Raw genomic sequence first — 21,759 nt, 5'->3', positions numbered from 1 at the left:
CGTGGCTCATGCGGACACCTTCCCGGCGCTGAGGTAGTTGTAGCTGTCTTCCACGGCGTCGAACATGTCGCCTTGGAAGTCGTCCAGTTCCACGACCGCTGCTTCAAGTGATCCGGCAGCGTTCAGTACGTCCCAAATAGGCATCTGGCCAGCACCAACGGCGAGCTGGCTCGACGGATCGGGGGTTACGGGACCGTCCTTGATGTGGATGAACTTGACCCGATCACCAAGCCGGGCCAGGAGTTCGGCGGGATTCTGACCACCGACTGCAGCCCAGTACGTGTCCAATTCAAGGACGACCTCGGGGTTGAGGTGGTCGGCCAAGTGTTCGATTGCCGTTTTGCCGTCAATGACGGACTCAACTTCCCACCAGTGGTTGTGATAACCGACGCGGACACCGTATTCGGATCCCTTGGCGGCAGCCGCGTTGAGCTGTTCCGCGGTTGCTTTGATGTCTTCGATCGTGTTCCAGCGCTCGATCGGGACATGCGGGTCAATAACAGTTCCGATGCCCAAGTGCTTTGCAGCAGCAAAGATTGCGTCCTGGTCATCGCTGAGCAAAGGAGCGTGGCCGGACGGAGCGGTGAGGTTGTTCTCCGTCAATGCCTGCTTGAGTTCTTCGGCCTTGGCAACGAAACGGTATGGCTCAACCATGGTGAAGCCGATCTCGGCCAAGCGCTGGATGGTTCCCGCCAGATCCTCTTCAAGGGCCTTTCGGACCGTGTAGAGCTGGATCGAATATGACACTGTCTCTCCTCGTCGTTGTGTGTGGAGGCAAATTGATGCCGTTGATTTCCGGCATTCAAGGGGATTGATGTGCTGCTCCTCACAACCTAGGGGGACTTTTGCCGAGCGTCAAGCAAAAGTTGAAATATGGCCGATAAACTTCTGCTGCATGACACGCATAAGCAATCGTGCTTCACTAATGGCATGACCTCAGCACCCGGACACCACGGCGGAAAAGACGCCCCCGCGCAGGACGCCGGTAACCTTTCACGTGCCGGGGACCTCTTCCAGCTCCTCCGGGACGGCCAAGCCCGGACTCGTGCTGAACTTGCCCTCACCACAGGACTCGCCCGCTCCACCGTCGCTTCCCGCATCGACGCCCTGATCGGATCCGGCCTCGTAGGGCCTGCCGGGGAGGCCACATCCAGTGGCGGCAGGCCGCCGTCCCGCTTTGCCTTCAACCCCGCCGCCCGCGTGGTCCTGGCCGTCGACGTCGGAGCGACCCACGTGATTGTTGCCGTCACCGACCTCGGTGGAAGCGTCCTGGCCGAACGCAGGCTGACGCAGGAAGTCGCCGAGGGCCCCGAGGTCGTCCTTGGCCAGGTCATCAACGCCGGACGTGCGCTGCTGACCGAAGCCGGGCGCGAACTTGGCGACCTCGCCGGCATTGGCATCGGACTGCCCGGCCCCGTGGAACACGCCACCGGACGGCCGGTCAAGCCGCCCATCATGCCTGGCTGGGACGGATTCGACGTCGTCCCTTACGTCCAGCGCTCGCTGCCCGTTCCAGTTCTGGTGGACAACGACGTCAACATCATGGCGCTCGGCGAACGCACCGCTTACTGGCCCGACCACGAGAATTTCCTGTTCATCAAAGTGGCCACTGGCATCGGCGCAGGCATCATCAGCAGTGGTCAGCTACAGCGCGGCGCCAATGGCACTGCCGGGGACCTCGGCCACGTCCGCGTGCCCCGTGGCGACGACGTCCTCTGCCGTTGCGGCAACTACGGGTGCCTCGAAGCGCTCGCCTCAGGTCCCGCCGTCGCACGTCAACTCAAGGCCCAAGGTCTCGAAGCCGCCACGGGCGCTGACGTTCTACGTCTGGTGGGGGAAGGAAATTTGCAGGCCATCCAGGCGCTGCGGCAGGCGGGGCGGGACGTCGGCGATGTGCTGGCCACCGTGGTCAACCTGCTCAATCCGTCCATGATCATCATCGGCGGCAGCGTGGGAGAGGCCGGCGAACACCTCGTTGCCGGCATTCGCGAAGTTGTATACCGGCGTTCGCTCCCGTTGGCCACCACGCACCTGCGGATCGGTATTTCCATGGCCGGTGATCGCGCTGCAATCCTGGGCGCCAGTCAGATGGTGACGCAGTACGTGCTCTCGCCGGCAGTGATTGAAGCCACGCTCCAAGCAGCGGGATAGACGCCTTTTGTGACGGGATGGCCGGTGATGGCGTGATAGCAATGAAGGTGATGAAAACGTTTCCCGCCACCTTCCAGCGCACCCCATGAGCCAGTTCCTCGCCAAGGTTCCCCGGGGATGGTTGATCCTGGCCTGCATTGGCCTGATCGCGCTCAACATGCGTGGGCCCTTTGTGGCGGTTGCCCCCGTGGTGGGTTCGCTGCAGGCCGACCTGGGATTCTCACCTGTTGAACTCGGCCTGTTGACCGGCATCCCTGTGCTCTGTTTTTCGCTGGCCTCGCCGTTGGCCTCCTTGGCGGGCCGGCGCCTCGGTGCCGAATTCGCGGTGATGCTTACGCTGCTTGGCGTACTGGCCGGCGTCGTGATCCGGTCCAGCGGCGACGGCGTGCCGGTGATGGTGGGGACCGTCATCATTGGCGTGGCTATTACGATCGGCAATATCGCCGTGCCGCTCATCATTCGCAGGGACTTCGCCCCACGGCGCCAAGCCACCGCGATGGGCGTCTATACGGCCGCCTTGAATATCGGATCGTTCCTTACATCCGTGGCCACTGCGCCGCTCGCTGAATGGTTGGGCTGGCGGCTTTCCTTGGCCGCGAGTGCTCTTCTGGCGTTGGCAGCCATCCTGTTCTGGGTACCGACTGTAGGATTCCGGCGCGCGCTGGTTCCGGCTGCGGTTCCTGCGCCCGACCGCTCTGCATCCGCTGCGGTTACGGGAGTGGGCTGGCTGACTGTCGGCCTGACGATTGGCTTCGCGGGCCAGGCGTTCTCCTATTACGGCATAACCGCGTGGTTGCCGAGCTTCCTGTCCGACGAGCTCGCCATGGGCACCGCCGAGGCTGGCGCCGGATCATCACTGTTCCAGATTTTCGCGATCGTAGGCGGATTGGGCGTACCTCTGTTGGCGCGCTTTGCCAGTACGACGACGGTTGCCGTCACCTTGAGTGCGTTATGGCTAACGGTTCCCGTGGGCTTGCTGCTGGCACCTGATTTGTGGTGGATGTGGTCCTCGATGGGCGGCGTTGCGCAGGGTGGCGGCATCACGGTCGTGTTCATCGCCATCATCAAGTTCGCGCACTCCCAAGCGGCCGCGGGGAAGATGTCCGCAGTTGTGCAGGGTGTGGGCTACTTGGTTGCAGCCTTGGCGCCAACGGTCATCGGCTACGTCCATGGTGTGTCCAGCGGCTGGACCGTGCCGCTGCTGGTGCTCCTGGGTTCGGTGCTCGCGTTCTGTGTGTGCGTTACGTTGTCCGTGCGCTGGGTGGCCCGGCAGCGGTAGGTGCGGGCCGCCGTCGGGGTGTGTCGGGTTCGCTGCCCGATTCGGGGGTACGCTGCGAGACGTGCCGTGCGCACGGCATGGTGTGCAGCTAACCATCGAAACGGAGCGAGTTGGCAGCGGTAGCTGGGTGCCGCCGTCGGGCTGTGTCCGGTGCGCTTGCCCGTTTCGGGGCTGGCTGCGTATTAGACGGTAGGAATCGTCTAGCGCGCAGCAAGCCATCGAATGGGCGGGCCGGTCTCCGTTCGCTGCCCGTTTCGGGGGTGCGCTGCCGAACGTGCCGTGCGCACGGCATGTTGTGCAGCCAACCATCGAAACGGAGCGAGTTCGCAGCGGTAGCTGCGTGCCGCCGTCGGGGTGTGTCGGGTTCGCGTGCCCGATTCGGGGGTTGGCTGCGCATTAGACGGTAGGAATCGTCTAGCGCGCAGCATGCCATCGAATGGGCGGGCCGGTCTCCGTTCGCTGGCCCTTTCGGGGGTGCGCTGCGAGACGTGCCGTGCGCACGGCATGGTGCGCAGCCAACCATCGAAATGGAGTGAGCTGACCGCAGGTGGCATGGAGAAGCCCCGCTGCTGGGCTGCCTCCCCGACCATCGGGGTCACTTGTTGCGAAGAGTGCAGGCAGCCCAGCGTCGGGGCTTGGTTTGTCGCTACCTTTTCAGGTAAATGCACTAGGCGGCGACGAGTTCCTCCGCCGTGGCCTCTTCTCGGGCCTCGGTGAGGAAGCGGGCGTAGGCCGGGATGGTCAGGAAGGTGGGGAATTCCTCGGCCAGGGTGACTTCTTCGAAGATGGCGCGGGCGTCAGCGAAGCGGTCTCCGTCGAAGCGTTCCAGCCGGGCGAATTCCTCGTCCAGCATGTCCTGAACCCATTCGCGGCTGATGATGTCGCCGTGATCGGTGATGGCGTGGGAGTGGATCCACTGCCAGAGCTGGGAACGGGAGATCTCGGCGGTGGCGGCGTCTTCCATGAGGTTGTGGATGGCCACGGCTCCGTTGCCGCGGAGCCAGGACTCGATGTAGCGGATGCCTACCTCGATGTTCAGGCGGACGCCGGCCTCAGTGATGGTTCCCTCGGTGCTGGCGATGTCGATCAGGGCGCGGTCATCGGGGGTGACGTCCTCGCGGGAGCGGTCCAGCTGGTTGGGACGGTCTCCGAGAACTGAATCGAAGACTTCGCGGCAGACCGGCACGAGGTCCGGGTGGGCCACCCATGAACCGTCGAAGCCGTCGTTGGCTTCACGGGTTTTGTCCGCACGGACCTTCTCGAACGATGCCTGGTTGGCGGCTTCGTCCTTGCGGTTGGGAACAGCGGCAGCCATCCCACCGATCGCCATGGCCCCGCGGCGGTGGCAGGCCCGGACCAACTGCTCGGTGTAAGCGCGCATGAACGGCTGCGTCATGGTCACCTGGCCGCGGTCCGGGAGTACGAAGCGCGGTCCGCGGGTACGGAAGTTCTTGATCAGGGAGAAGATGTAGTCCCAGCGACCGGCATTCAGGCCCGAGGCGTGATCGCGGAGTTCGTACAGGATCTCCTCCATCTCAAACGCGGCCGTGATGGTTTCGATCAGCACCGTGGCGCGGATGGTGCCCTGCGGAATGCCGAGCAGATCCTGCGCCAGGACGAAGATGTCGTTCCACAGGCGAGCTTCGAGGTGGTTCTCGATCTTAGGCAGGTAGAAGTATGGGCCCTTGCCTTGGGCCAGCAGGCGGCGGGCGTTGTGGAAGAAGAACAGCCCGAAGTCCACGATGCCACCGGCGATCGGCTTTCCGTCGATCAGCATGTGCTTCTCGGGAAGGTGCCAGCCACGCGGACGGACCACGATGGTGGGCAGGTCCTCGGCAGCCTTGAGCTTGTACTCCTTGCCCTCCGGGGACGTGAAATCAATGCGACGTTCCAAAGCATCGGTCAAGTTGAGCTGGCCTTGGATGACGTTGCGCCACGTCGGCGTCGAGGAATCCTCCATGTCAGCCAGCCAGACCTTCGCACCAGAGTTCAGGGCGTTGATGGTCATCTTCTTATCCACGGGGCCCGTGATTTCCACGCGACGGTCCTCCAAACCCGGAGCCGGCGGAGCAACGCGCCAGGAAGGATCGTTGCGGATGCCCTCGGTCTGCGGCAAGAACCGCGGATCCTGGCCGCTGGAAATCTGGTTCCGGCGGGCGTGCCGTGCCTGCATCAGCTCCTGACGACGATCAGCCGTAGCCCGGTGCAACTTGCCGATGAACTCAAGGGCGTCCGGCGTGAGGACCTCGTTCTGCCGGCAAATGGGCTGAGCGGTGATCGTGATGCCATTAATAGTGAAGTTGTCAGTGAAGCTGTTCATTTCAAAACTCCTAAGAAAAGGTTCGACGGCGGCACTTGCCTGGGTTGGTGGGGCCGGGAAGAGAAATCCTCCGCGTGCTATTCCCCGTCCCGGCCGCATGGCCTCGCGGGGCTCGGCCGACGTCCGGGACAGGGCCCCTTTTACGCACGCTTCCGGATTCCCCTTCCCGGCCGATGGCGGTGAGTGCCGCCGTCGTGCCCTGTGGTGAGCGAAGCGAACAGCTCACCTGGGCGTGTTGGTTAGTGGAACTGGCCCTCTTCGGTGGATCCCACGAGGGCGAGGGTGGATGCGTTCGGGTTGAGCGCTGTAGCGATGTCGTCGAAGTAGCCGGTGCCGACTTCGCGTTGGTGCTTGGTGGCGGTGTAGCCGCGGGACTCGGAGGCGAATTCCTTTTCCTGGAGTTCGACGTAGGCGCTCATGCCTTCACGGGCGTAGCCGTGGGCGAGGTCGAACATCGAGTAGTTCAGGGCGTGGAAGCCGGCCAGGGTGATGAACTGGAACGTGAAGCCCATGGCACCGAGTTCGCGCTGGAACTTGGCGATGGTGGTGTCGTCCAGGTGCTTGCGCCAGTTGAAGGACGGGGAGCAGTTGTAGGAGAGCATCTGGTCCGGGAACTCGGCCTTGACCGATTCGGCGAACTTGCGTGCCAGTTCCAGGTCCGGGGTGCCCGTCTCCATCCAGATGAGGTCGGAGTACGGCGCGTAGGCCTTGGCGCGGGCGATGCAGGGTTCGATGCCGTTGCGGACCTTGTAGAAGCCCTCTGCCGTACGTTCACCAGTGATGAACTCCTGGTCCCGCTCGTCGACGTCGGAGGTGATCAGCGTGGCGGCTTCGGCGTCGGTTCGGGCGATGACGACGGTCGGAGTGCCGGCGACGTCGGCCGCGAGGCGGGCTGCGTTGAGGGTCCGGATGTGCTGCTGGGTGGGAATCAGGACCTTGCCGCCAAGGTGGCCGCACTTCTTTTCCGAGGCCAGCTGGTCTTCCCAGTGAACGCCCGAGGCGCCTGCGGTGATCATGGACTTCATGAGTTCGTAGGCGTTGAGCGGGCCACCGAAGCCGGCTTCGGCGTCGGCGACGATCGGGACGAGCCAGTCTTCAACGGTCTTGACGCCCTCGGCGTATTCGATCTGGTCTGCGCGGAGCAGGGCGTTGTTGATGCGGCGGACAACCTGGGGTACCGAGTTGGCCGGGTACAGGGACTGGTCCGGGTAGGTCTGGCCCGAAAGGTTCGCATCAGCGGCGACCTGCCAGCCCGACAGGTAGATAGCCCGGAGGCCGGCCTTGACCTGCTGAACGGCCTGGTTGCCGGTCAAGGCACCCAAAGCGTTGGTGTAGCCACCCGTGGGAGCTTCCTCGGTGAGCTGCTTCCAGAGCTTTTCCGAACCGCGACGGGCCAGGGTGTGCTCTTCGGAGACGCGACCACGGAGGCGGACGACGTCGGTGGCCGAGTAATCACGGGTGACGCCTTCCCAACGCGGGTTGGCGGACCATTCAAGTTCCAGCGCTGCTGCCTGCTGCTCTGCAGTCTGTGCCGATTCTGCTGGTTCAAATGATGCGGTCATTGCATTCTCCTAATATCCAAGCGGGGCTCCCCGGGCCGGCCTCCGCTGCGCCTTTGCTGCATCGGCCGGCTCACCCGGGGTCTGTATTTCTTTTTCGTAAGACCTACTTTTCTGCACTTACAACAGGCTTTCTAGAGGAGAACTATGGAAAGAAATGCACTTCTTCGCGTATTCTCAAGAAATGTCCCCTGTGAGCTGGAATCGCGAAGTCGCGCCGCCGTCGTCGTCCACGACGTCCCCCGAACTGGACGTCATTAGCCTCGGCCGCCGCGTGCGCCATCTGCGCAAGCAAGCCGGCCTGACGCTGGACGACTTGAGTGCCGCCGTCGGGACCGCGCCAAGCCAGTTGAGCCTGATCGAAAACGGTAAACGCGAACCCAAATTGGGGCTCCTTCAGCAGCTCGCCGCGGCCCTCAACGTGAGCATCGATCAGCTGTTGGGGGCCGAGCCGCCCAGCCGCCGCGCGGCCCTGGAAATCGAGCTGGAACGATACCAACGCGGACCCCTGTACGAGTCCCTGAACCTGCCGAAAATCCGCATCAGCTCGCGGCTTCCGCTGGATGTGCTGGAGTCGCAAGTGGGGCTGCTTCAGGAGCTCGAACGCAAACTTAACGAGCAGGTCGCGACGCCGGAAGAAGCCCGCCGCGCGAACGGCGAGTTGCGTGCCATGATGCGCGAGCGCGGTAACTATTTCCCGGAGTATGAGGCCGAGGCACAGAAGGTCCTCAAAGGGGTGGGCTACACCACTGGGCCGCTCAGCCAGCATGTCATTGCGGACATCGCGGAGAACCTCGGATTTTCGTTGCACCACGTGGGCGATTTGCCCCATTCCACCCGGTCCGTGACGGATTTGAAGAACCGCAGAATTTACCTAACGCAGAACCAGCGCCAGGATCACGATCCGCGTTCGGTGCTGCTGCAGGCGCTTGGCCATTATGTCCTGGGGCATGAAACTCCGCGGAACTACGGCGATTTTCTGGCACAGCGAGTGGCCACCAACTACTTCGCCGCGGCTCTGCTGTTGCCCGAGCATGCCACCGTTGAATTCCTCCAAAAAGCCAAGGCAGCGAAGGAAATCGCTGTGGAGGACATCCGCGATGCTTTCGCTGTGTCCTACGAGACCGCCGCCCACCGCTTCACCAACCTGGCCACCAAACACCTGGGCATCACCACGCACTTCCAGAAGACGCACCAGTCCGGCATCATTTACAAGGCCTACGAGAACGACGGCGTGACCTTTCCGCAGGATCACACGGGCGCCATCGAGGGGCAGCCGTCGTGCAAGGCCTGGACGTCGCGGGCAGTGTTCGACGTGCCGGACAAGTTCAGCGCGTACAGCCAATACACGGACACGCCCTCCGGTACTTATTGGTGCACGGCCCGAACCGAGCGCTCGGCTGCTGGTGAATTCTCTTTGAGTATTGGCGTGCCGTACCAGCATGTGAAATGGTTCCGTGGGCGCGAGACGACGGCCCGTGCCACTTCGACCTGCCCTGACCCGAACTGCTGCAAGCGGCCACCTGCCTCACTCGCGAAGGAGTGGTCCGGCAACGCCTGGCCGTCGGCGCGGGCTCATTCGCACCTGCTCGCAGCGATGCCTCCGGGCGCGTTCCCCGGCGTGGACGAGACCGAGGTGTACAGCTTCCTGGCGGCCCACTCCGAGCGCTGATGCTCTCTCACGTCCTGCCCGCTTTTCCCCAACGCTCAGTCACTTCCCGACCGTTTTGGCGGGATGTTCTATCACGTCCTGCGGGTTTTTCCCCGATGCTCGGTCACTTCCCGACCGTTTTGGCGGGATGTTCTCTCACCTGCTGGCGACATCACCGTCACGTGATGCGGCAAGCAACTGCTCCGTGTGCTCCCATAGCTGCCTGCACAAGTTTGGGTCATCTGCCGGGTGAACCGGCGTGAGGCGCTTCGTGTTCCGCCTTGTGTAGTAGCCGCCGCTTTTTCCTGAGAATGTGGAGTCGCTGGCAAGTTTGATGGTGAGGCCTGCGCCGCGTTCGGGATCCCCAATATGAAGGTGAGCGAGGATCTTCTCCATCAGTGGCGCGAACCTGAGTTCCCGCCCTAGGCCCGTGACGTTGAAGCCAGGGTCTACGCAGTTGGCACTGACTCCGGTCCCCTCCAGACGTCGGGCCAATTCCAACGTGAACATGATGTCCAAAAGTTTGCTTTTCCCATACACCGCAGAAGAGCCTCGCGCGGAAAAAGGGGAAGTATCGGTGAGATCCCCAGGGAGAGCCAGGGATCCATGCCGACGTGACGCCTCCGAGGCGACATTCACGATCCGAGCATTCGGTGTGGCTTTGAGGGAGGGAAGCAGTTCCTGCGTAAGTATCCACGGTGCCAAGTAGTTGACGGCCATCATCTCCGGAAACCCATCCGCCGTGATGCGCTGCTCGAAGGCGTGGAGGCCAGCGTTGTTTATCAGGACGTCGATCTGGTGGTACCGCTGTGCCATCTGACGGCCGACGCGTCGGACGTCTCCCGTGCGCGAGAAGTCCGCTGTGAAGAAATCCACTGAAGTCCCAGGTGCCGAGAGTTCGATTTCGGCCGAGACTGCGGCTGCGCGCTCGGCATCCCGGGTAGTCAGCGCCAGACGGGCGCCCCGTCTGGCCAATTCGATGGCTACGATGCGGCCCAAGCCGCTTGTTGCTCCTGTCATGACAATCAGAGGTGTGGAACGCAAAGGTTTCTCCTTCGGCAGGGCTTCGAGGCGGCTGGGATATAGTGGGGATTTCCTAACCATAAGGAGTTAATGTGGAAATGTCCATCAGTTCTAGTGTTCCCAACGACGACAAGAATTCAGGCCGCCGCGATCTCGAACTCGCCCTCGGCTCAGAATTGAGCGCCCTTCTGAGCGCATCAAGGGTTCTTACCGAGCGGAGTGCTGCGGCATTTCACCCGGATCTCCAGCCTGCTGCGTTTCATCTCGCTCGATGGCTCTTCTCTTACGGGCCGGTAAAGCCAAGCACCCTGGCAGAGTCCGTTGGGATGGACCGAAGTTCCACCAGCAGCCTGATCCGATCCATGAAAGCACTCAACCTGCTCAAAGGCACGCCTGACCCCAGTGACAAGCGAGCCGTCATCGTGTCGCTCACTTCTGAAGGAGAAGCCCGGGTCAAGAAAGCCCTGGATTTGCGTGGAACTTCGTTTTTCGACCGAATCAAGGACTGGAACGACGCCGACGTCGAGACCCTCGCCAGACTACTCCACGCCTTTAATCACCCATCCGGCAAGAGCTCAGCAGAAGATTGGTAGCGCTCGCTATAGGAGTGATGTGACAGAGCATCGGCGGGAACGGGCCGGGACGTGAGAGAGCATCGGCCGGAACGCGCCCGGATGTGAGAGAGCATCGGCCGGAACGGGCCGGGATGTGAGAGAGCATCAGGGAAAAGGCATCACGATGTGAGAGAGCGATGGCTAGCGAACCAGCCGTCCTACCAGCACTGCCGCAGCCTCAACGACGTCGTCCGCCTGCCGTTTGGACGAACTCAGGGCGACCTCGTGTCCGGCCAGAGTAATCATGTCCGTGATGACAGCGACCGTGAGCTTTCCCAGGGTGTCGTCGCTGGCTCCCAGCAGCACGGAGTTTTGCCGGACCCACTCGCGTCCACGTTCACGTCGCAGTACCTCGAATCCCGGGGGAGTGTCGCCCTCGATGAACACCCGCTCCAATGCGCGGTGTGTCCAGGTGTAGTCGAAGTAGCTGCGGCTGCCCACGTTGAACAGTGCCAACGGATCGTTTTCGCCTGACTTCCTGGCCTTTGCTACAGCCGCGGCGACGAGCCTCTCATGTTCATTTTGGTAATCATCCCAGAGCGCCAGGAAGAGTTCGGTCTTGCCGCCGAAATGGTGATAGAGGCTGCCAACACTTGACCCGGAACGGGCTACGACGTCGGAAATGCTGGCATCGGTGAAGCCGTGCTCACAGAAAACTTCCCTGGCCGCATCCAGGAGGTTTCTTCGGGTGGCGGCTGTCCGGGTCCATTGCCACGAGCCGGCATGGACTGCCGCGTTGGAGGTTTTGCGAACCAAGGATGCTCCCTTCGCCGCGACATGCTGTTTGCCGGAGTGTCGTCGGGCTTCTTTCTGGAATCGTACCTTCACCCAGTCCGAAACTTACAGCAATCAAACCCCTTGACCATCAATCAAGTAAAGGAACAATCTTAGAAGCTCGTTCTAGAAATATGTGTTGCGGTATGTATCCGAATGCTGCGATTTTTGACGTCAAACGCTCCGAAACCCGGGTGCCGTTTTCACCGTCGCGCTGCAACTGGTTGAATCGCTATGAGAGAGCGCCAACTGGTCGCACGCCAAACAAAGCCAGAGAGGAACGCGGCCTGATGTCCGTTTCAAGCAAGTCGTCCGGGATCACGTCGAACAGGTGGTTCAAACCCGTCGTCGTTACCGCCATAGCTTTGGTGGTGGCGCTGGTCCTGGTGCTTATCGCGCAGTGGCTCCGGACGATGCAACCCGTCCAGCAGTTCCTGGTGGACTACCCCGGACACTCAGCGATCCCCGAAGGCACCCCAACAGGCTTCCCGGCATGGCTCGGCTGGCAGCACTTCCTGAACATGTTCTTCCTGGTCCTGATCATCCGCTCTGGCTGGCAGGTCCGGACCACCACAAGGCCGCCGGCCTATTGGACCCGGAACAACAAAGGCTTCATCAAGACCAAGAACGCACCGGGCAAGATCAGCCTTGATCTCTGGTTTCACCTCACGCTGGATGCCTTGTGGGTGTTGAACGGCATCATCTTCATCGTCCTGCTGTTCGCAACCGGCCAATGGCTGCGGATCATCCCGACCAACTGGGACGTCTTCCCCAACGCTCTTTCCGCAGCCCTACAGTACGCTTCGCTGAACTGGCCCATTGAGAACGGCTGGAACAACTACAACAGCCTTCAGCTCCTGACGTACTTCGTCACCGTCTTCATCGCCGCCCCGCTGGCCATCATCACGGGCTTGCGGATGTCCGGTGCGTGGCCGAAAAAGGCGGCGATCAACAAGTTCTACCCGATCGAGCTCGCCCGACAGATCCACTTCCCGGTGATGATCTACTTCGTGGCGTTCGTGATCGTCCACGTCACCTTGGTCCTGGCCACCGGTGCGCTGAACAACCTGAACCACATGTACGCCTCGAACAACGATTACAGCTGGTGGGGCTTCGGCATTTTCGCCGCCTCAATCGTCTTCACAGCGGCCGCCTGGTTCCTGGCCCGCCCGCTGTTCCTGCGCCCGGTCGCCTCGCTGATGGGCAAGGTCTCGCGCTAGCGGTTTCCGCCCTGCCATAGGGCATCAAACGGAGCACCCGAGGACACGCGGTTCTTGATGCCGGCCGTTACGAACGCCTTGGCGGTGCGGGCAGCTTCCAGTGGCGTGGCGCCCTTGGCCAATTCAGCAGTCACGGCAGCAGCCAGGGAGCAACCGGCACCCGACACAGCCACGTCGCCAACCTTAGGACTGCGCAGGACTTCCAGCGTTTCGCCGTCGTAGTAAACGTCGACGGCGTCAGGGCCTTCCAGCCTCACTCCACCCTTGGCGAGGACTACTGCGCCGCTGATCTCGTGAATGCGAATGGCAGCGGCTTTCAACGATTCTTCGTCCGTGATGCTCAGTCCGGACAATGACTCGGCCTCAAAGTGATTCGGGGCGACGAAAGTAGCCAGAGGCAGGATCTGCGCTTTCAAGGCCTGGTCAGTGTCCAAGGCGTGGCCCGGCTCCTGTCCCTTGCAGATCAGGACAGGGTCAAGGACCACATTCGCGAAAGAGCCGTCGGCCAACGCCTTCTCCACTGTGCTGATGGTTGCCGGACTTCCGAGCATGCCAATCTTCACCGTGTCCAAAACCGAGGGTGCGCCGGAAGCGGCACCATATGCCGCCGTCGTCGCTTCCAATTGGTCCGCGATGACCTGCTGGTCAACCGGCACGAAGCGGTGTTTCCAGCTGTCTTGGGGGTTGAAGGAAACGATGCACGTGAGGTTCGCGATGCCGAACACTCCCAGTTCCTGGAAGGTCTTGAGGTCGGCCTGCGCGCCGGCACCGCCGGTCGCTTCGGAGCCGGCGATGGTCAGTGCAATGGCAGGGGCAACGGCTGAAGTCATGTCTTCCATCTTGCCAGTTGCCCGACGGGGAGCCGATTTCGACGGCGCCGGTAACGCCCGCGCCACGAGCCGCCGCCGCAGGTAGCCGTTAGCCGTGCAAGCGGCGGTAAGCTGCCTCGGCGGCTGGGTGCAGGGGCACGCCGGCGGTGTTGATGAGCGTCTCAGGGCTGAGGAACTGCACGCCCGTGCTCGTCTTCGGTACCAGGTCCTGAGCCTTCTCTGCCAACAGCCTCACGGCCTCCGAAACCAGGTGATCGGCCAGGTCGCTGCGGCAAAGGAGCAGGTTCGCTACGCCCACGGTCCAGGTGGCAGCTGCGTCCCCGTAGCTCTTGGCGGGGATCAGGACGCGATCGTAGAAGGCGCCATATTGTTCGCGCATGGCCTTGATGTGTTCGGAGAGGTCGATCAGTCGAAGGCCAATGTCATTGGCAGTGGATGCGATGGCAGCGGTTGGCACACCGCCGGACCAGAAGAGGGCGTCAATGGAACGGTCGCGTAACGCCGCCAACCCTTGATTCAAGCCGAGGTTCACCTGCTTGAGGCCCATGCTGGCCGGCGCCGCGGAGAGGATGCGCGGAACGGTCAGCGACGTCCCGGAGCCCACCTCGCCAACACCGGCTGTCTTCCCGGCCAGGTCGGCGAAGGAGCGCAGACCGCTGTCCTCCCGCACGATGCAGTGAACGTAGTTTTGGTACACCTTTCCGAGCGCCACAAGATTGCCGCCGGGTTGTCGGGTGGCCGCAGCCTGGGCAGCTGCGTCCGCAAGCGCGACGGCGAACGTTGCCTCGCCGGACAATACCCGCCGGATGTTTTCCAGGCTTCCGCCGGTGGTCAGTGGCACGGCGGCTTCGGCCACACCCTCGCGTTGTAGCAACTCCGCGAACAATGTTGCGAACTCCAGGTAAAAGCCACCTGGTTCACCGCCGGCGACCGTTAGCTTTTGCGGCTTCTCCTCAGGGGTGCAAGCGGTCCAGACCGGCAGCAGTAGCCCAGCCAAACCAGCGGACAGTCCGGCTCTGAGAACAGCCCGCCTTGGTAGGATCCTGCTACTCATCCTGATCACCCTGAGGCTGCCGGAATTCAAGCCGTGCCGTCAATCCGTGTGGTTGTTTTCCCTCGAGCATAAGCTCACCGCCGTTCGCATGCGCCAAACGGTCCACGATCGTCATGCCCAAACCGTTTCCTGCGATCTTGCTGTGCTGCGGCGCCCGCCAAAACCGCGTTGTGGACGCGGTGCGCTGCTCGGCGGAAAGCCCGGGACCGTCGTCGGAAATCTCGACGGCGACCCCTCCTCGCGTCCGCGTCATTGCCACCGTGATCCGGGCCCCGGGGGCGTATTTGATGGCGTTGGCCAGAAGCTCACCCACCATGTGTGCCAGCTCGTCCGGATTGCAGGCGAGGTGGAGCGGTTGCTCCGGCTGCGCCAGCGTGATCGTCGAACCAGCGCGTCCAGCAGCCGGCATCGCCCGCTCCACCTCTCCCTGCAGGACAGGGAAGGGGTCGATGACGGTGTGGTGTTTGTGCTCAGCTTCCTGCTGCACGCGCGCCGAACCCTCGAAGGCGCGGTGTTCCGCGGTCGCCAGCTTCAGCACGCCGTCGAGAATTGCCTCCACACGCTCAAGCTCAGCAACCACGCCGGCAGCCGCGGCTTTTTCGGGTTCGGACTTCAGTGCCAGCTGCAGCAGATCGATCCGGAGCCGCAAGGCACCCACTGGATTCCGTAGTTCGTGCGATGTGTCGGCGATCAGTTGGCGCTGCGAATCGATGCTCTCAGTGACAGTGTTGGCCATCGCGGTGAACGAACGGCTCAGCTCCCTCAGCTCGGGTGGGCCGGCGTCGGGAAGATGGGTCGTTTTGCCCGTCGTCTCAAGTTCGTGGACGGCTTTGCTCAGGCGATGGACCGGCCGCAGGACCCAGCCGGTGAGGCGGGCCGCTGCCAGGAGGAGGAGAGCACCGAGCGCCACTGCGGCAAGCCCGACGACGAGCCACCGCTCCCGTAGTTTCTGCCGGGCCGCTTCGGGGTTGACTTCAAGGACGGCCTCACCAAGTACCTGGCTGGCTGTGCCGAAGGACCTCGAGATAACCTCCGTCCCGGATCCGAAGGGCCTGAGCGGGCTGAGGGTGGTGTCGCTGAGGTTCAGGCTGGCCCGGTTCAGTGCGTCACGGACTTCGGCACGGTCCTCGTTGAGATTGCCCGAGCGGACTGTCTGCTGCTGCAGGCGGATCAGGATCCCCTCGCCGTAGAGCTCGGAATAGCGATCCATTTCGCGTTGGAGTTGGGTGGTGTCGTTGTCCGATGAAGCGTCATTTGCGAGCTGGGCGAATCGGTTCAAAGACGTGACCCGGTTGATCTGGAGTTCCTGGGCAAGCTCCCTGCCGGCCGATGTCAGTATCACGCTGGATACCGTGACCACGATGAGCACCGCGATCACGCTCAGGATGGCCAGGACACGGATTTTCACGGCTGCTCGACGCGGTAACCGACCCCGCGGACGTTGATGATGAAGCCGGGTAGTTGGAGCTTGGACCGGAGGCCTGTGAGGTGCACATCCAGCGAGCGGGAATTTGCGAGGAAAGCATCACCCCAGAGGGCATCGAGGATCTGTTCCCTTGTCACTACTGATCCCGCATTCCTTGCCAGGAGGCTGAGGAGTTCGAACTCTGTTGCGGTCAGGGAGAGCTCCCTTTCGCCAACAGATGCCGTCCTGCGGTCCAGGTCCACACTGACGTCTCCCACCTGGATGTTGTGGGGCGCCGACTGCCCGGCACGGTTGGTACGACGCGTCACAGCCTCGATCCTCGCCAGCAATTCCACGAGCTTCACAGGTTTGACCAGATAGTCATCTGCCCCGGAACGCAGACCCAGGACCACGCTGCGCTGGTCGTCGCGCGCCGTGAGGATCAGGATGGGAATTTGCGTGACCTGACGCAGTTTCCGCAGGACGTCCAGGCCGTCCAAGTCCGGCAAACCGAGATCCAGCAGGATCACCTCGTGGTGCCGATGCCCCAGGAGTGCGTCCTCGCCGCGGGATACCCTGGTGGCTTTGTGGCCGGCGGATGCAACGGCAGCGCTCAAAGCGGACGCCATCGCGTCGTCATCCTCGACGATGAGCACGTGCACTGTGTGATCCTTTGCCGCTTGGGTTGTTGGTGGGTTTGTGCCCGATGGTTGGACGGGGTTGGTTGACGGGTGACGGTGGCGGTTGGCGGTTGACGGTTGACGGTTGCGTGGTTGACGTTGGCGGTTGGCGGTTGGAGGCCCGATGGTCCGTCTTGGAGATTACTCCCTTCCTCCCCGATCCGCCTTCCAGCGCCGGCGCGCCCCCGGTTCCCAACCCGCCGTCGGACGTTCTCTCACGTCGTGCGCCGTTTGGCAGGACGTTCTCTCACGTCGTGCGCCGTTTGCCGGAACGTTCTCTCACGTCGTGTGCCGTTTGCCGGAACGTTCTCTCACGTCGTGTGCCGTTTGGCAGGACGTTCTCTCACGTCGTGCGCCGTTTGCCGGAACGTTCTCTCACGTCGTGTGCCGTTTGGCAGGACGTTCTCTCACGTCGTGTGCCGTTTGGCAGGACGTTCTCTCACGTCCCGCGCCGTTTGGCAGGACGCTCTCTCACGTCCCGCGCCGTTTGGCAGGACGCTCTCTCACGTCCCGCGGCCGCCGGGTTAACGTTGCGAGGCCCGCTCTGCGCCCCTCGGAGTGACCAAAGAGCGCAGAACGGGCCTCACAAGCGGCAGGGTTAGGCCTTGGCGAGATCCTTCTTGTCCTCGTCGGCGTCGCGCGAATCAGAGCCTTTCGCGGCGAATGCGCTTCCCTGCTCGGCGTCCAAGTGCGTGGCCTTCTTGTTCTTCAGCGCGAAGATGTACACCAGCAGCGAGATGAAGATCGCGGCAGTCACGTAGGTGAAGAACATGTCCACCTGCCCAGCCTTCTGCAGAGCGGCGCCTATCAGCGGGACCGTGCCACCGAACAGCGAGTTCGCGATCGCGTATCCAAGACCAACACCCAGGGCGCGGATCGATGCCGGGAAAAGCTCAGCCTTCACCAGCGCATTGATCGATGTGTAGCCACCCACCATCAGCAGACCGCCTAGCATGAGCAGGAACGCCATTAACGGATCCTTGGTTCCGGACAGCGTGGAGAGCAACGGCCACGTGAACAGTACGCCCGTGACCCCGAACCAGATGAGCAGCGGTTTGCGGCCAATCTTGTCCGAAATCAAGCCATAGACCGGCTGCAGCAGCATGAAGATGAACAAAGCCCAGAAGTTGATGACGGAGGTATCGGTCTTGGCGATGCCGGACGTATCGTTCATGAACTTAAGAATGAAGTTGGTGTACGTGTAGAACGCCACCGTGCCACCGAGCGTGATGCCAATGCAGATGAGCAGCGGCTTCCAGTGCTTCGTGAACAGCAGCTTCATGGTCCCCGGCTGTGCCTCGCCATCAACCTTCACGTGCGCGGCGCGGAGCTGATCCGCGGACAGCGTTTCTTCCATGGAACGGCGAAGCCAGAGGACAACCAATGCAGCCACGCCACCGATCGCGAAAGGAATCCTCCAGCCCCAAGCAGTCAGGTCTTCCTTGCTCATGGTGTTCTGCAGGATCACGAGCACCAGGAGGGCCAGCATCTGCCCGCCAATGAGTGTTACGTACTGGAAGCTGGAGAAGAAGCCGCGGCGCTTGGCAGTGGCAGCCTCAGACATGTAAGTGGCGCTGGTGCCGTATTCGCCGCCGACTGAGAAGCCCTGCACAACCCTGATGAAGACCAACAGGATCAATGCCCAGAGCCCAATCACGTTCTGGGTTGGCAGTACCGCGATGGCGAACGAACCGGCCGACATCATGGTCACACTGAGGGTCAGCGCAGCCTTGCGGCCCTTGCGGTCGGCGTAGCGGCCGAAGAACCAGCTGCCGATTGGACGCATGAGGAACGACGTCGAGAAGACCGCCATAGCTTCGAGGCCAGCCTGCAGATCGTCCGAGGAGTTGAAGAAGTGCGACTGGAAATACGCCGCGAAAACCGTATAGACGTAAAGATCGAACCACTCCACGAGGTTGCCCGCGGAGCCTTTGAGGATGTTGCTCACGGCCTTGCGTGTCTGTGCGGCCTCGCTGAGGGGCGCAACTTGTTGGGTGCTCATCAATGAACCTTCCTGGACGGCGCCTGCGATGGCAGCCGTGTCTTACATGAGTTCGTTCTGTCCATGAAGCTCTTGCTCATGGCGTCCTTGCGCATGGCTCTTCGTCGACTAAGAAAGGTCCTCCATGGGTGAAGAGGACATAATCCAAACTATTGGTGATGCAGGGCACAGCCAACGCCGGAAGCGATTTCCTAACACTTCCTTAGGTTTCGAGGCCCCTGAACGCCCTGAACAGCCTGAACGCACGACGGCGGTGCGCGGCTTTTGCTTTGATCCCGCCTTCGCGCTGTGGTCCCTTCCGGATGTTCTCTCACGTCCTGACCGCTTTCGGCGGTTCCTCTGTCACGTCCTGATCGGTTTGGGCGGATGTTCTCTCACATGCTGACCGCTTTCGGCGGATGCTCTGTCACGTCCTGTTTCCTTGCTGCGGACAAGAGCGGATCGCGGGGTTACTGTTCAGGCATGGCGACTATTTCTCAGCCATCCCCGACCCCTCGGCTCACCTTGAGGAGGCTATTCGGAAACCTGCCCCTGCCGCCGGGCCAAGTGACCGGAGTGGCCGTGATGTTCTTTCTCGGAAGAACTAGTCCGCGGTCCTTGCCCGGCCCTGACCTGCTTCACCGGATGGTGGGTTCCGGGCTGCTGGTGATTGGCGGTGGGCTGAATGCCTGGGCCTTGGCTGAACGAGGTCGCCGCTCGACGGGCAGTTTCAATTTGGAGAGGCTGAGGAACTCGTGACAAGCGGCCCTTATGCATTGACCCGCCATCCTATGTACGTGAGGTGGTGGCTCATCCATTTGGGCGCGGGGACACTCGCCGGTTCATCATGGGTGGTGGTGACCCTGCCGGTCGGAATGCTCATGGACCATTTGGGCGTGCTGCGTGAAGAGGCTGGCCTTTGGGCGGCCCTACGCGGAATACGAGAAAAGGGTTCACCGCTACCTAGGCACAAGATCACGACGCCGATGACCGCTCGTGCACTGCGGGATGTGAAAGAACGTTGCCCGGAAAGCGTCGGGATGTGAGAGAACGTTGCCCGGAAGGCGGTGATTATGTGAGAGAAGGCAGGTCGTTGATCCGGACGATTTTCCAAACGGAAAGGCGCGCGATTCCTGCAGCGACGGCAATGCTCAAGGGAAAGGCCCATGCTGAGGGATTCCAAAACCCTCCGAAGGGGACACTCACAAGAGCCGGGGTCGCAAAGAAGGCAGCGACATGAATCCATTGATTTCGGATGCGTCGCAGTGCCAGGCCCAACAGTGAGCCGACCGCAGCAGCGGCTCCCCATGTTGGCGGGGCACTGAAGGCGAACAAGACGACGCCCCATGCTGGGTTTGATAGGGCTAGGAGGACGCCAAAGACAAGGTGTGACATCAAGATCCCGATGATCAGGGCCTTCCAGCCCAAAACCACTCGATCCTTTGGTCCGTAGATCCAGACTTCCGAACGGGCGGTCAGACTCATCACTTGCCCCCCGCGATCGCGTTGAGCGCGCCGCTCAGAGCCGGATAGGAGAAGGTGAAACCCGCATCGACTAACTTCCGGGGTTCGACCCACCGGCTCTTCAACACCAGTTCCGCCTGTGTCCGGATGAGGACAGCTCCGGCTTCGAGCAGCCAAGCTGGCGTCGGGAGTCCAAACGGGACACCTATACTCTGCCGAATAAGCGAATTCAGTTCGCGGTTATCCACGGCATATGGCGTTGCTGCGTTTACTGGACCAGTAAGTGCAGACTGCCCGTGGACAAATGCCACCGCGCGGAACAGATCCTCCACGTGAATCCAGCTGAACTTCTGCGTGCCCGGCCCCATCCGCCCACCTAAACCAAGCCGGGCCATAATCCGCAGAGGAGTCATCACGCCACCGCCCGGACCGAGGACGATCGCAATGCGAAGGGGAACCTTTCGAGTGCCCGGAACATGGGCAGCAGCCAACTCGTCCTCCCACGCACGGGCCACGTCTACAGAGAACCCGCTGCCCAGCTCACCCGATGCTTCAGATTGTGGGCCGTCCTCCGCATGCCGATAGATCGTGCCAGTGCTGGCGTTGATCCACGTCCCAGGCGGGTAGGCGCATCGAGCAACGGCTCGACCCAGGACACGAGTTGTCAAAACCCGGGAGTCCACGATCTCCCGGCGGTTCCGGTCGTTGTAGCGGCAATTCACGGATCGTCCGGCGAGGTTCACCAGCAGTTCGGCGCCGTTCAGCACCTTGGCGATGGCGCCGTCGTCGTTCCATGGAGCATCAGTTGAAGCATCCCGCCCGACCGTCCGAACTTGCCAACCCTCAGCAACAAAACGATGCCTGAAGTAGGTGCCGATGAACCCGGTAGCGCCCGCAAGTGCCACTGTCCGCTCCATCACGAGCCTTCCTTCACGCTGCGGACGAGTCCCAGAACGTCGTCGAATACCTTGCCGACGCCAGGAATCTTCGCCAGCGACAACCCCCTCGCTACCAAGGGCGCGGCACCGTCGATCAGTTTCCGCGTTCGGCGTTGGCCCTCGGATTTGTCGTAGACCCAGAAAAGGGCGACACCCATATATGCAAGCCACAGCAGCTCCGGTAGATCTTCGCGCAGTTTCTTGGCGACGGCGGGGGAGGAACCGTCGACGGCGGACCGGAAGATCGCAAGCGAAGCCTCGCGGGCGGCGGTGGACGCCTCGCCAAATGGATTGACTGGCGACGTCGGCCGGATCGCGGTTGCGATGAAATCTGAGCCGAACTGGTGATAGGGCGCCATGACGTCGACGCCCGTGTGCAGCACGGCTTTCAGTCGACCGGCGAGATCGTGGACGTCGTTGAGAACCTGTGCCGCAACCTCCGCATGCTCGTTCTGGACTTGGATATACAGCTCCTGGACGAGCTCATCCTTGGAGGCGAAGTAGTAGTAGGCATTGCCGACGGAAACTCCCGCCTCCTGTGCAATCGCGCGCATGGTGGTCTTCTCGAAGCCGATTTCACGGAACATTCTTAGTGCGACGTCGGCTACAAGCTGCCGGGTCTGTTCGCTTTTTGTTGCCATGGTGTTGCTCCTCGAACCGAGTTTTGAACGTGTTCAATAACGAGTATAGCTGCATATTTGAACACGTTCAGAAAACGTCCGGAAAGGAGCCGGTCAGGATGTGAGAGAAGATCGGTGGGAACCGGTCAGGATGTGAGAGAAGATCGGTGGAAACCGGTCAGGATGTGAGAGAGCG

General features: G+C 62.0%; 19 protein-coding genes. 6 read left to right on the top strand and 13 right to left on the bottom strand.

Translation table 11 applies throughout. The annotated features are described in order from the left end of the window. Positions 1 to 6: 6 nt before the first annotated feature. Positions 7 to 747: a sugar phosphate isomerase/epimerase family protein gene (locus AC1DD5_RS16615; protein WP_442017425.1), complete on the bottom strand. Its 741-nt coding sequence runs from the start codon at positions 745 to 747 to the stop codon at positions 7 to 9. Between the two features lie 183 nt (positions 748 to 930). Between AC1DD5_RS16615 and AC1DD5_RS16610 the strand changes: the two genes are divergently transcribed. Both AC1DD5_RS16610 and AC1DD5_RS16605 read left to right on the top strand, forming a co-directional pair. Beyond that, the gene (locus AC1DD5_RS16610) at positions 931 to 2,151 is read left to right on the top strand and encodes an ROK family protein (RefSeq protein WP_477514448.1); all 1,221 of its coding nucleotides are present in this window, start codon (positions 931 to 933) and stop codon (positions 2,149 to 2,151) included. A gap of 85 nt (positions 2,152 to 2,236) precedes the next feature. Next, positions 2,237 to 3,430, top strand: coding sequence for an MFS transporter (locus AC1DD5_RS16605; RefSeq protein ID WP_477514447.1), 1,194 nt, complete (start codon positions 2,237 to 2,239; stop codon positions 3,428 to 3,430). Positions 3,431 to 4,097: 667 nt separating this feature from the next. Here the strand turns inward: AC1DD5_RS16605 and aceB are convergent. Next, entirely contained in the window at positions 4,098 to 5,750 is a 1,653-nt protein-coding gene (gene aceB, locus AC1DD5_RS16600; RefSeq protein WP_477514446.1) for a malate synthase A, read from the bottom strand. A gap of 239 nt (positions 5,751 to 5,989) precedes the next feature. After that, positions 5,990 to 7,312 (bottom strand): isocitrate lyase, encoded by a 1,323-nt coding sequence (gene aceA / locus AC1DD5_RS16595; protein WP_224094253.1) that lies wholly within the window; start codon positions 7,310 to 7,312, stop codon positions 5,990 to 5,992. Between the two features lie 154 nt (positions 7,313 to 7,466). Here aceA and AC1DD5_RS16590 point away from each other — a divergent pair, with 154 nt between their 5' ends. Beyond that, the gene (locus AC1DD5_RS16590; RefSeq protein WP_477514445.1) at positions 7,467 to 8,981 is read left to right on the top strand and encodes a helix-turn-helix domain-containing protein; all 1,515 of its coding nucleotides are present in this window, start codon (positions 7,467 to 7,469) and stop codon (positions 8,979 to 8,981) included. 135 nt (positions 8,982 to 9,116) lie between these two features. On the opposite strand, the gene AC1DD5_RS16585 is transcribed toward AC1DD5_RS16590, so the two are convergent. Further along, on the bottom strand, positions 9,117 to 10,004 hold the full coding sequence (locus AC1DD5_RS16585) for an SDR family NAD(P)-dependent oxidoreductase (protein ID WP_442004658.1): 888 nt from the start codon (positions 10,002 to 10,004) through the stop codon (positions 9,117 to 9,119). A 77-nt stretch (positions 10,005 to 10,081) separates the two neighbouring features. Between AC1DD5_RS16585 and AC1DD5_RS16580 the strand changes: the two genes are divergently transcribed. After that, a complete protein-coding gene (locus tag AC1DD5_RS16580) occupies positions 10,082 to 10,576 on the top strand; it encodes a MarR family winged helix-turn-helix transcriptional regulator (RefSeq protein WP_442004659.1) in 495 nt (164 codons plus the stop codon). Positions 10,577 to 10,738: 162 nt separating this feature from the next. On the opposite strand, the gene AC1DD5_RS16575 is transcribed toward AC1DD5_RS16580, so the two are convergent. Beyond that, on the bottom strand, positions 10,739 to 11,353 hold the full coding sequence (locus AC1DD5_RS16575; RefSeq protein WP_477519883.1) for a TetR/AcrR family transcriptional regulator: 615 nt from the start codon (positions 11,351 to 11,353) through the stop codon (positions 10,739 to 10,741). Positions 11,354 to 11,661: 308 nt separating this feature from the next. Here AC1DD5_RS16575 and AC1DD5_RS16570 point away from each other — a divergent pair, with 308 nt between their 5' ends. Continuing rightward, positions 11,662 to 12,591, top strand: coding sequence for a cytochrome b/b6 domain-containing protein (locus AC1DD5_RS16570; RefSeq protein WP_442017416.1), 930 nt, complete (start codon positions 11,662 to 11,664; stop codon positions 12,589 to 12,591). Here the strand turns inward: AC1DD5_RS16570 and AC1DD5_RS16565 are convergent. The 5 genes from AC1DD5_RS16565 to AC1DD5_RS16545 all read right to left on the bottom strand — a co-directional run bounded on the left by AC1DD5_RS16565 (position 12,588) and on the right by AC1DD5_RS16545 (position 18,562). After that, positions 12,588 to 13,421, bottom strand: coding sequence for a hydroxymethylpyrimidine/phosphomethylpyrimidine kinase (locus AC1DD5_RS16565; RefSeq protein WP_477519882.1), 834 nt, complete (start codon positions 13,419 to 13,421; stop codon positions 12,588 to 12,590). The two genes, AC1DD5_RS16570 and AC1DD5_RS16565, sit on opposite strands and share 4 nt — an antisense overlap. Positions 13,422 to 13,509: 88 nt before the next feature. Then, positions 13,510 to 14,475, bottom strand: coding sequence for a TAXI family TRAP transporter solute-binding subunit (locus AC1DD5_RS16560; protein ID WP_477519881.1), 966 nt, complete (start codon positions 14,473 to 14,475; stop codon positions 13,510 to 13,512). Beyond that, positions 14,468 to 15,883 carry a sensor histidine kinase gene (locus AC1DD5_RS16555; RefSeq protein WP_477519880.1) on the bottom strand — a complete coding sequence of 472 codons (1,416 nt, stop codon included), beginning with the start codon at positions 15,881 to 15,883 and terminating at the stop codon, positions 14,468 to 14,470. Before AC1DD5_RS16555 ends, AC1DD5_RS16560 begins: the two co-directional genes overlap by 8 nt. After that, complete coding sequence (locus tag AC1DD5_RS16550) at positions 15,880 to 16,542, bottom strand: response regulator transcription factor (protein WP_477519879.1); 663 nt, start codon at positions 16,540 to 16,542, stop codon at positions 15,880 to 15,882. Before AC1DD5_RS16550 ends, AC1DD5_RS16555 begins: the two co-directional genes overlap by 4 nt. Before the next feature lie 616 nt (positions 16,543 to 17,158). Then, positions 17,159 to 18,562, bottom strand: coding sequence for an MFS transporter (locus AC1DD5_RS16545; protein WP_477519210.1), 1,404 nt, complete (start codon positions 18,560 to 18,562; stop codon positions 17,159 to 17,161). A gap of 770 nt (positions 18,563 to 19,332) precedes the next feature. Here AC1DD5_RS16545 and AC1DD5_RS16540 point away from each other — a divergent pair. Further along, positions 19,333 to 19,587: a hypothetical protein gene (locus AC1DD5_RS16540; protein WP_477519213.1), complete on the top strand. Its 255-nt coding sequence runs from the start codon at positions 19,333 to 19,335 to the stop codon at positions 19,585 to 19,587. Between the two features lie 25 nt (positions 19,588 to 19,612). Here AC1DD5_RS16540 and AC1DD5_RS16535 read toward each other — a convergent pair whose 3' ends face one another. The 3 genes from AC1DD5_RS16535 to AC1DD5_RS16525 are packed head-to-tail and all read right to left on the bottom strand — an operon-like array spanning position 19,613 to position 21,584. Then, a complete protein-coding gene (locus AC1DD5_RS16535) occupies positions 19,613 to 20,026 on the bottom strand; it encodes a hypothetical protein (protein WP_442017409.1) in 414 nt (137 codons plus the stop codon). Continuing rightward, entirely contained in the window at positions 20,026 to 20,922 is an 897-nt protein-coding gene (locus AC1DD5_RS16530) for a TIGR01777 family oxidoreductase (protein ID WP_477519212.1), read from the bottom strand. The genes AC1DD5_RS16535 and AC1DD5_RS16530 overlap by 1 nt, the downstream gene beginning before the upstream one ends. Next, entirely contained in the window at positions 20,922 to 21,584 is a 663-nt protein-coding gene (locus AC1DD5_RS16525) for a TetR/AcrR family transcriptional regulator (protein WP_477519209.1), read from the bottom strand. Before AC1DD5_RS16525 ends, AC1DD5_RS16530 begins: the two co-directional genes overlap by 1 nt. Positions 21,585 to 21,759: the final 175 nt, after the last annotated feature.

This window comes from Paenarthrobacter sp. 10L420 (assembly GCF_056395385.1).
The sequence above is the reverse complement of the archived record's forward strand: the minus strand, read 5'-3'. Positions and strand labels throughout refer to the sequence as shown.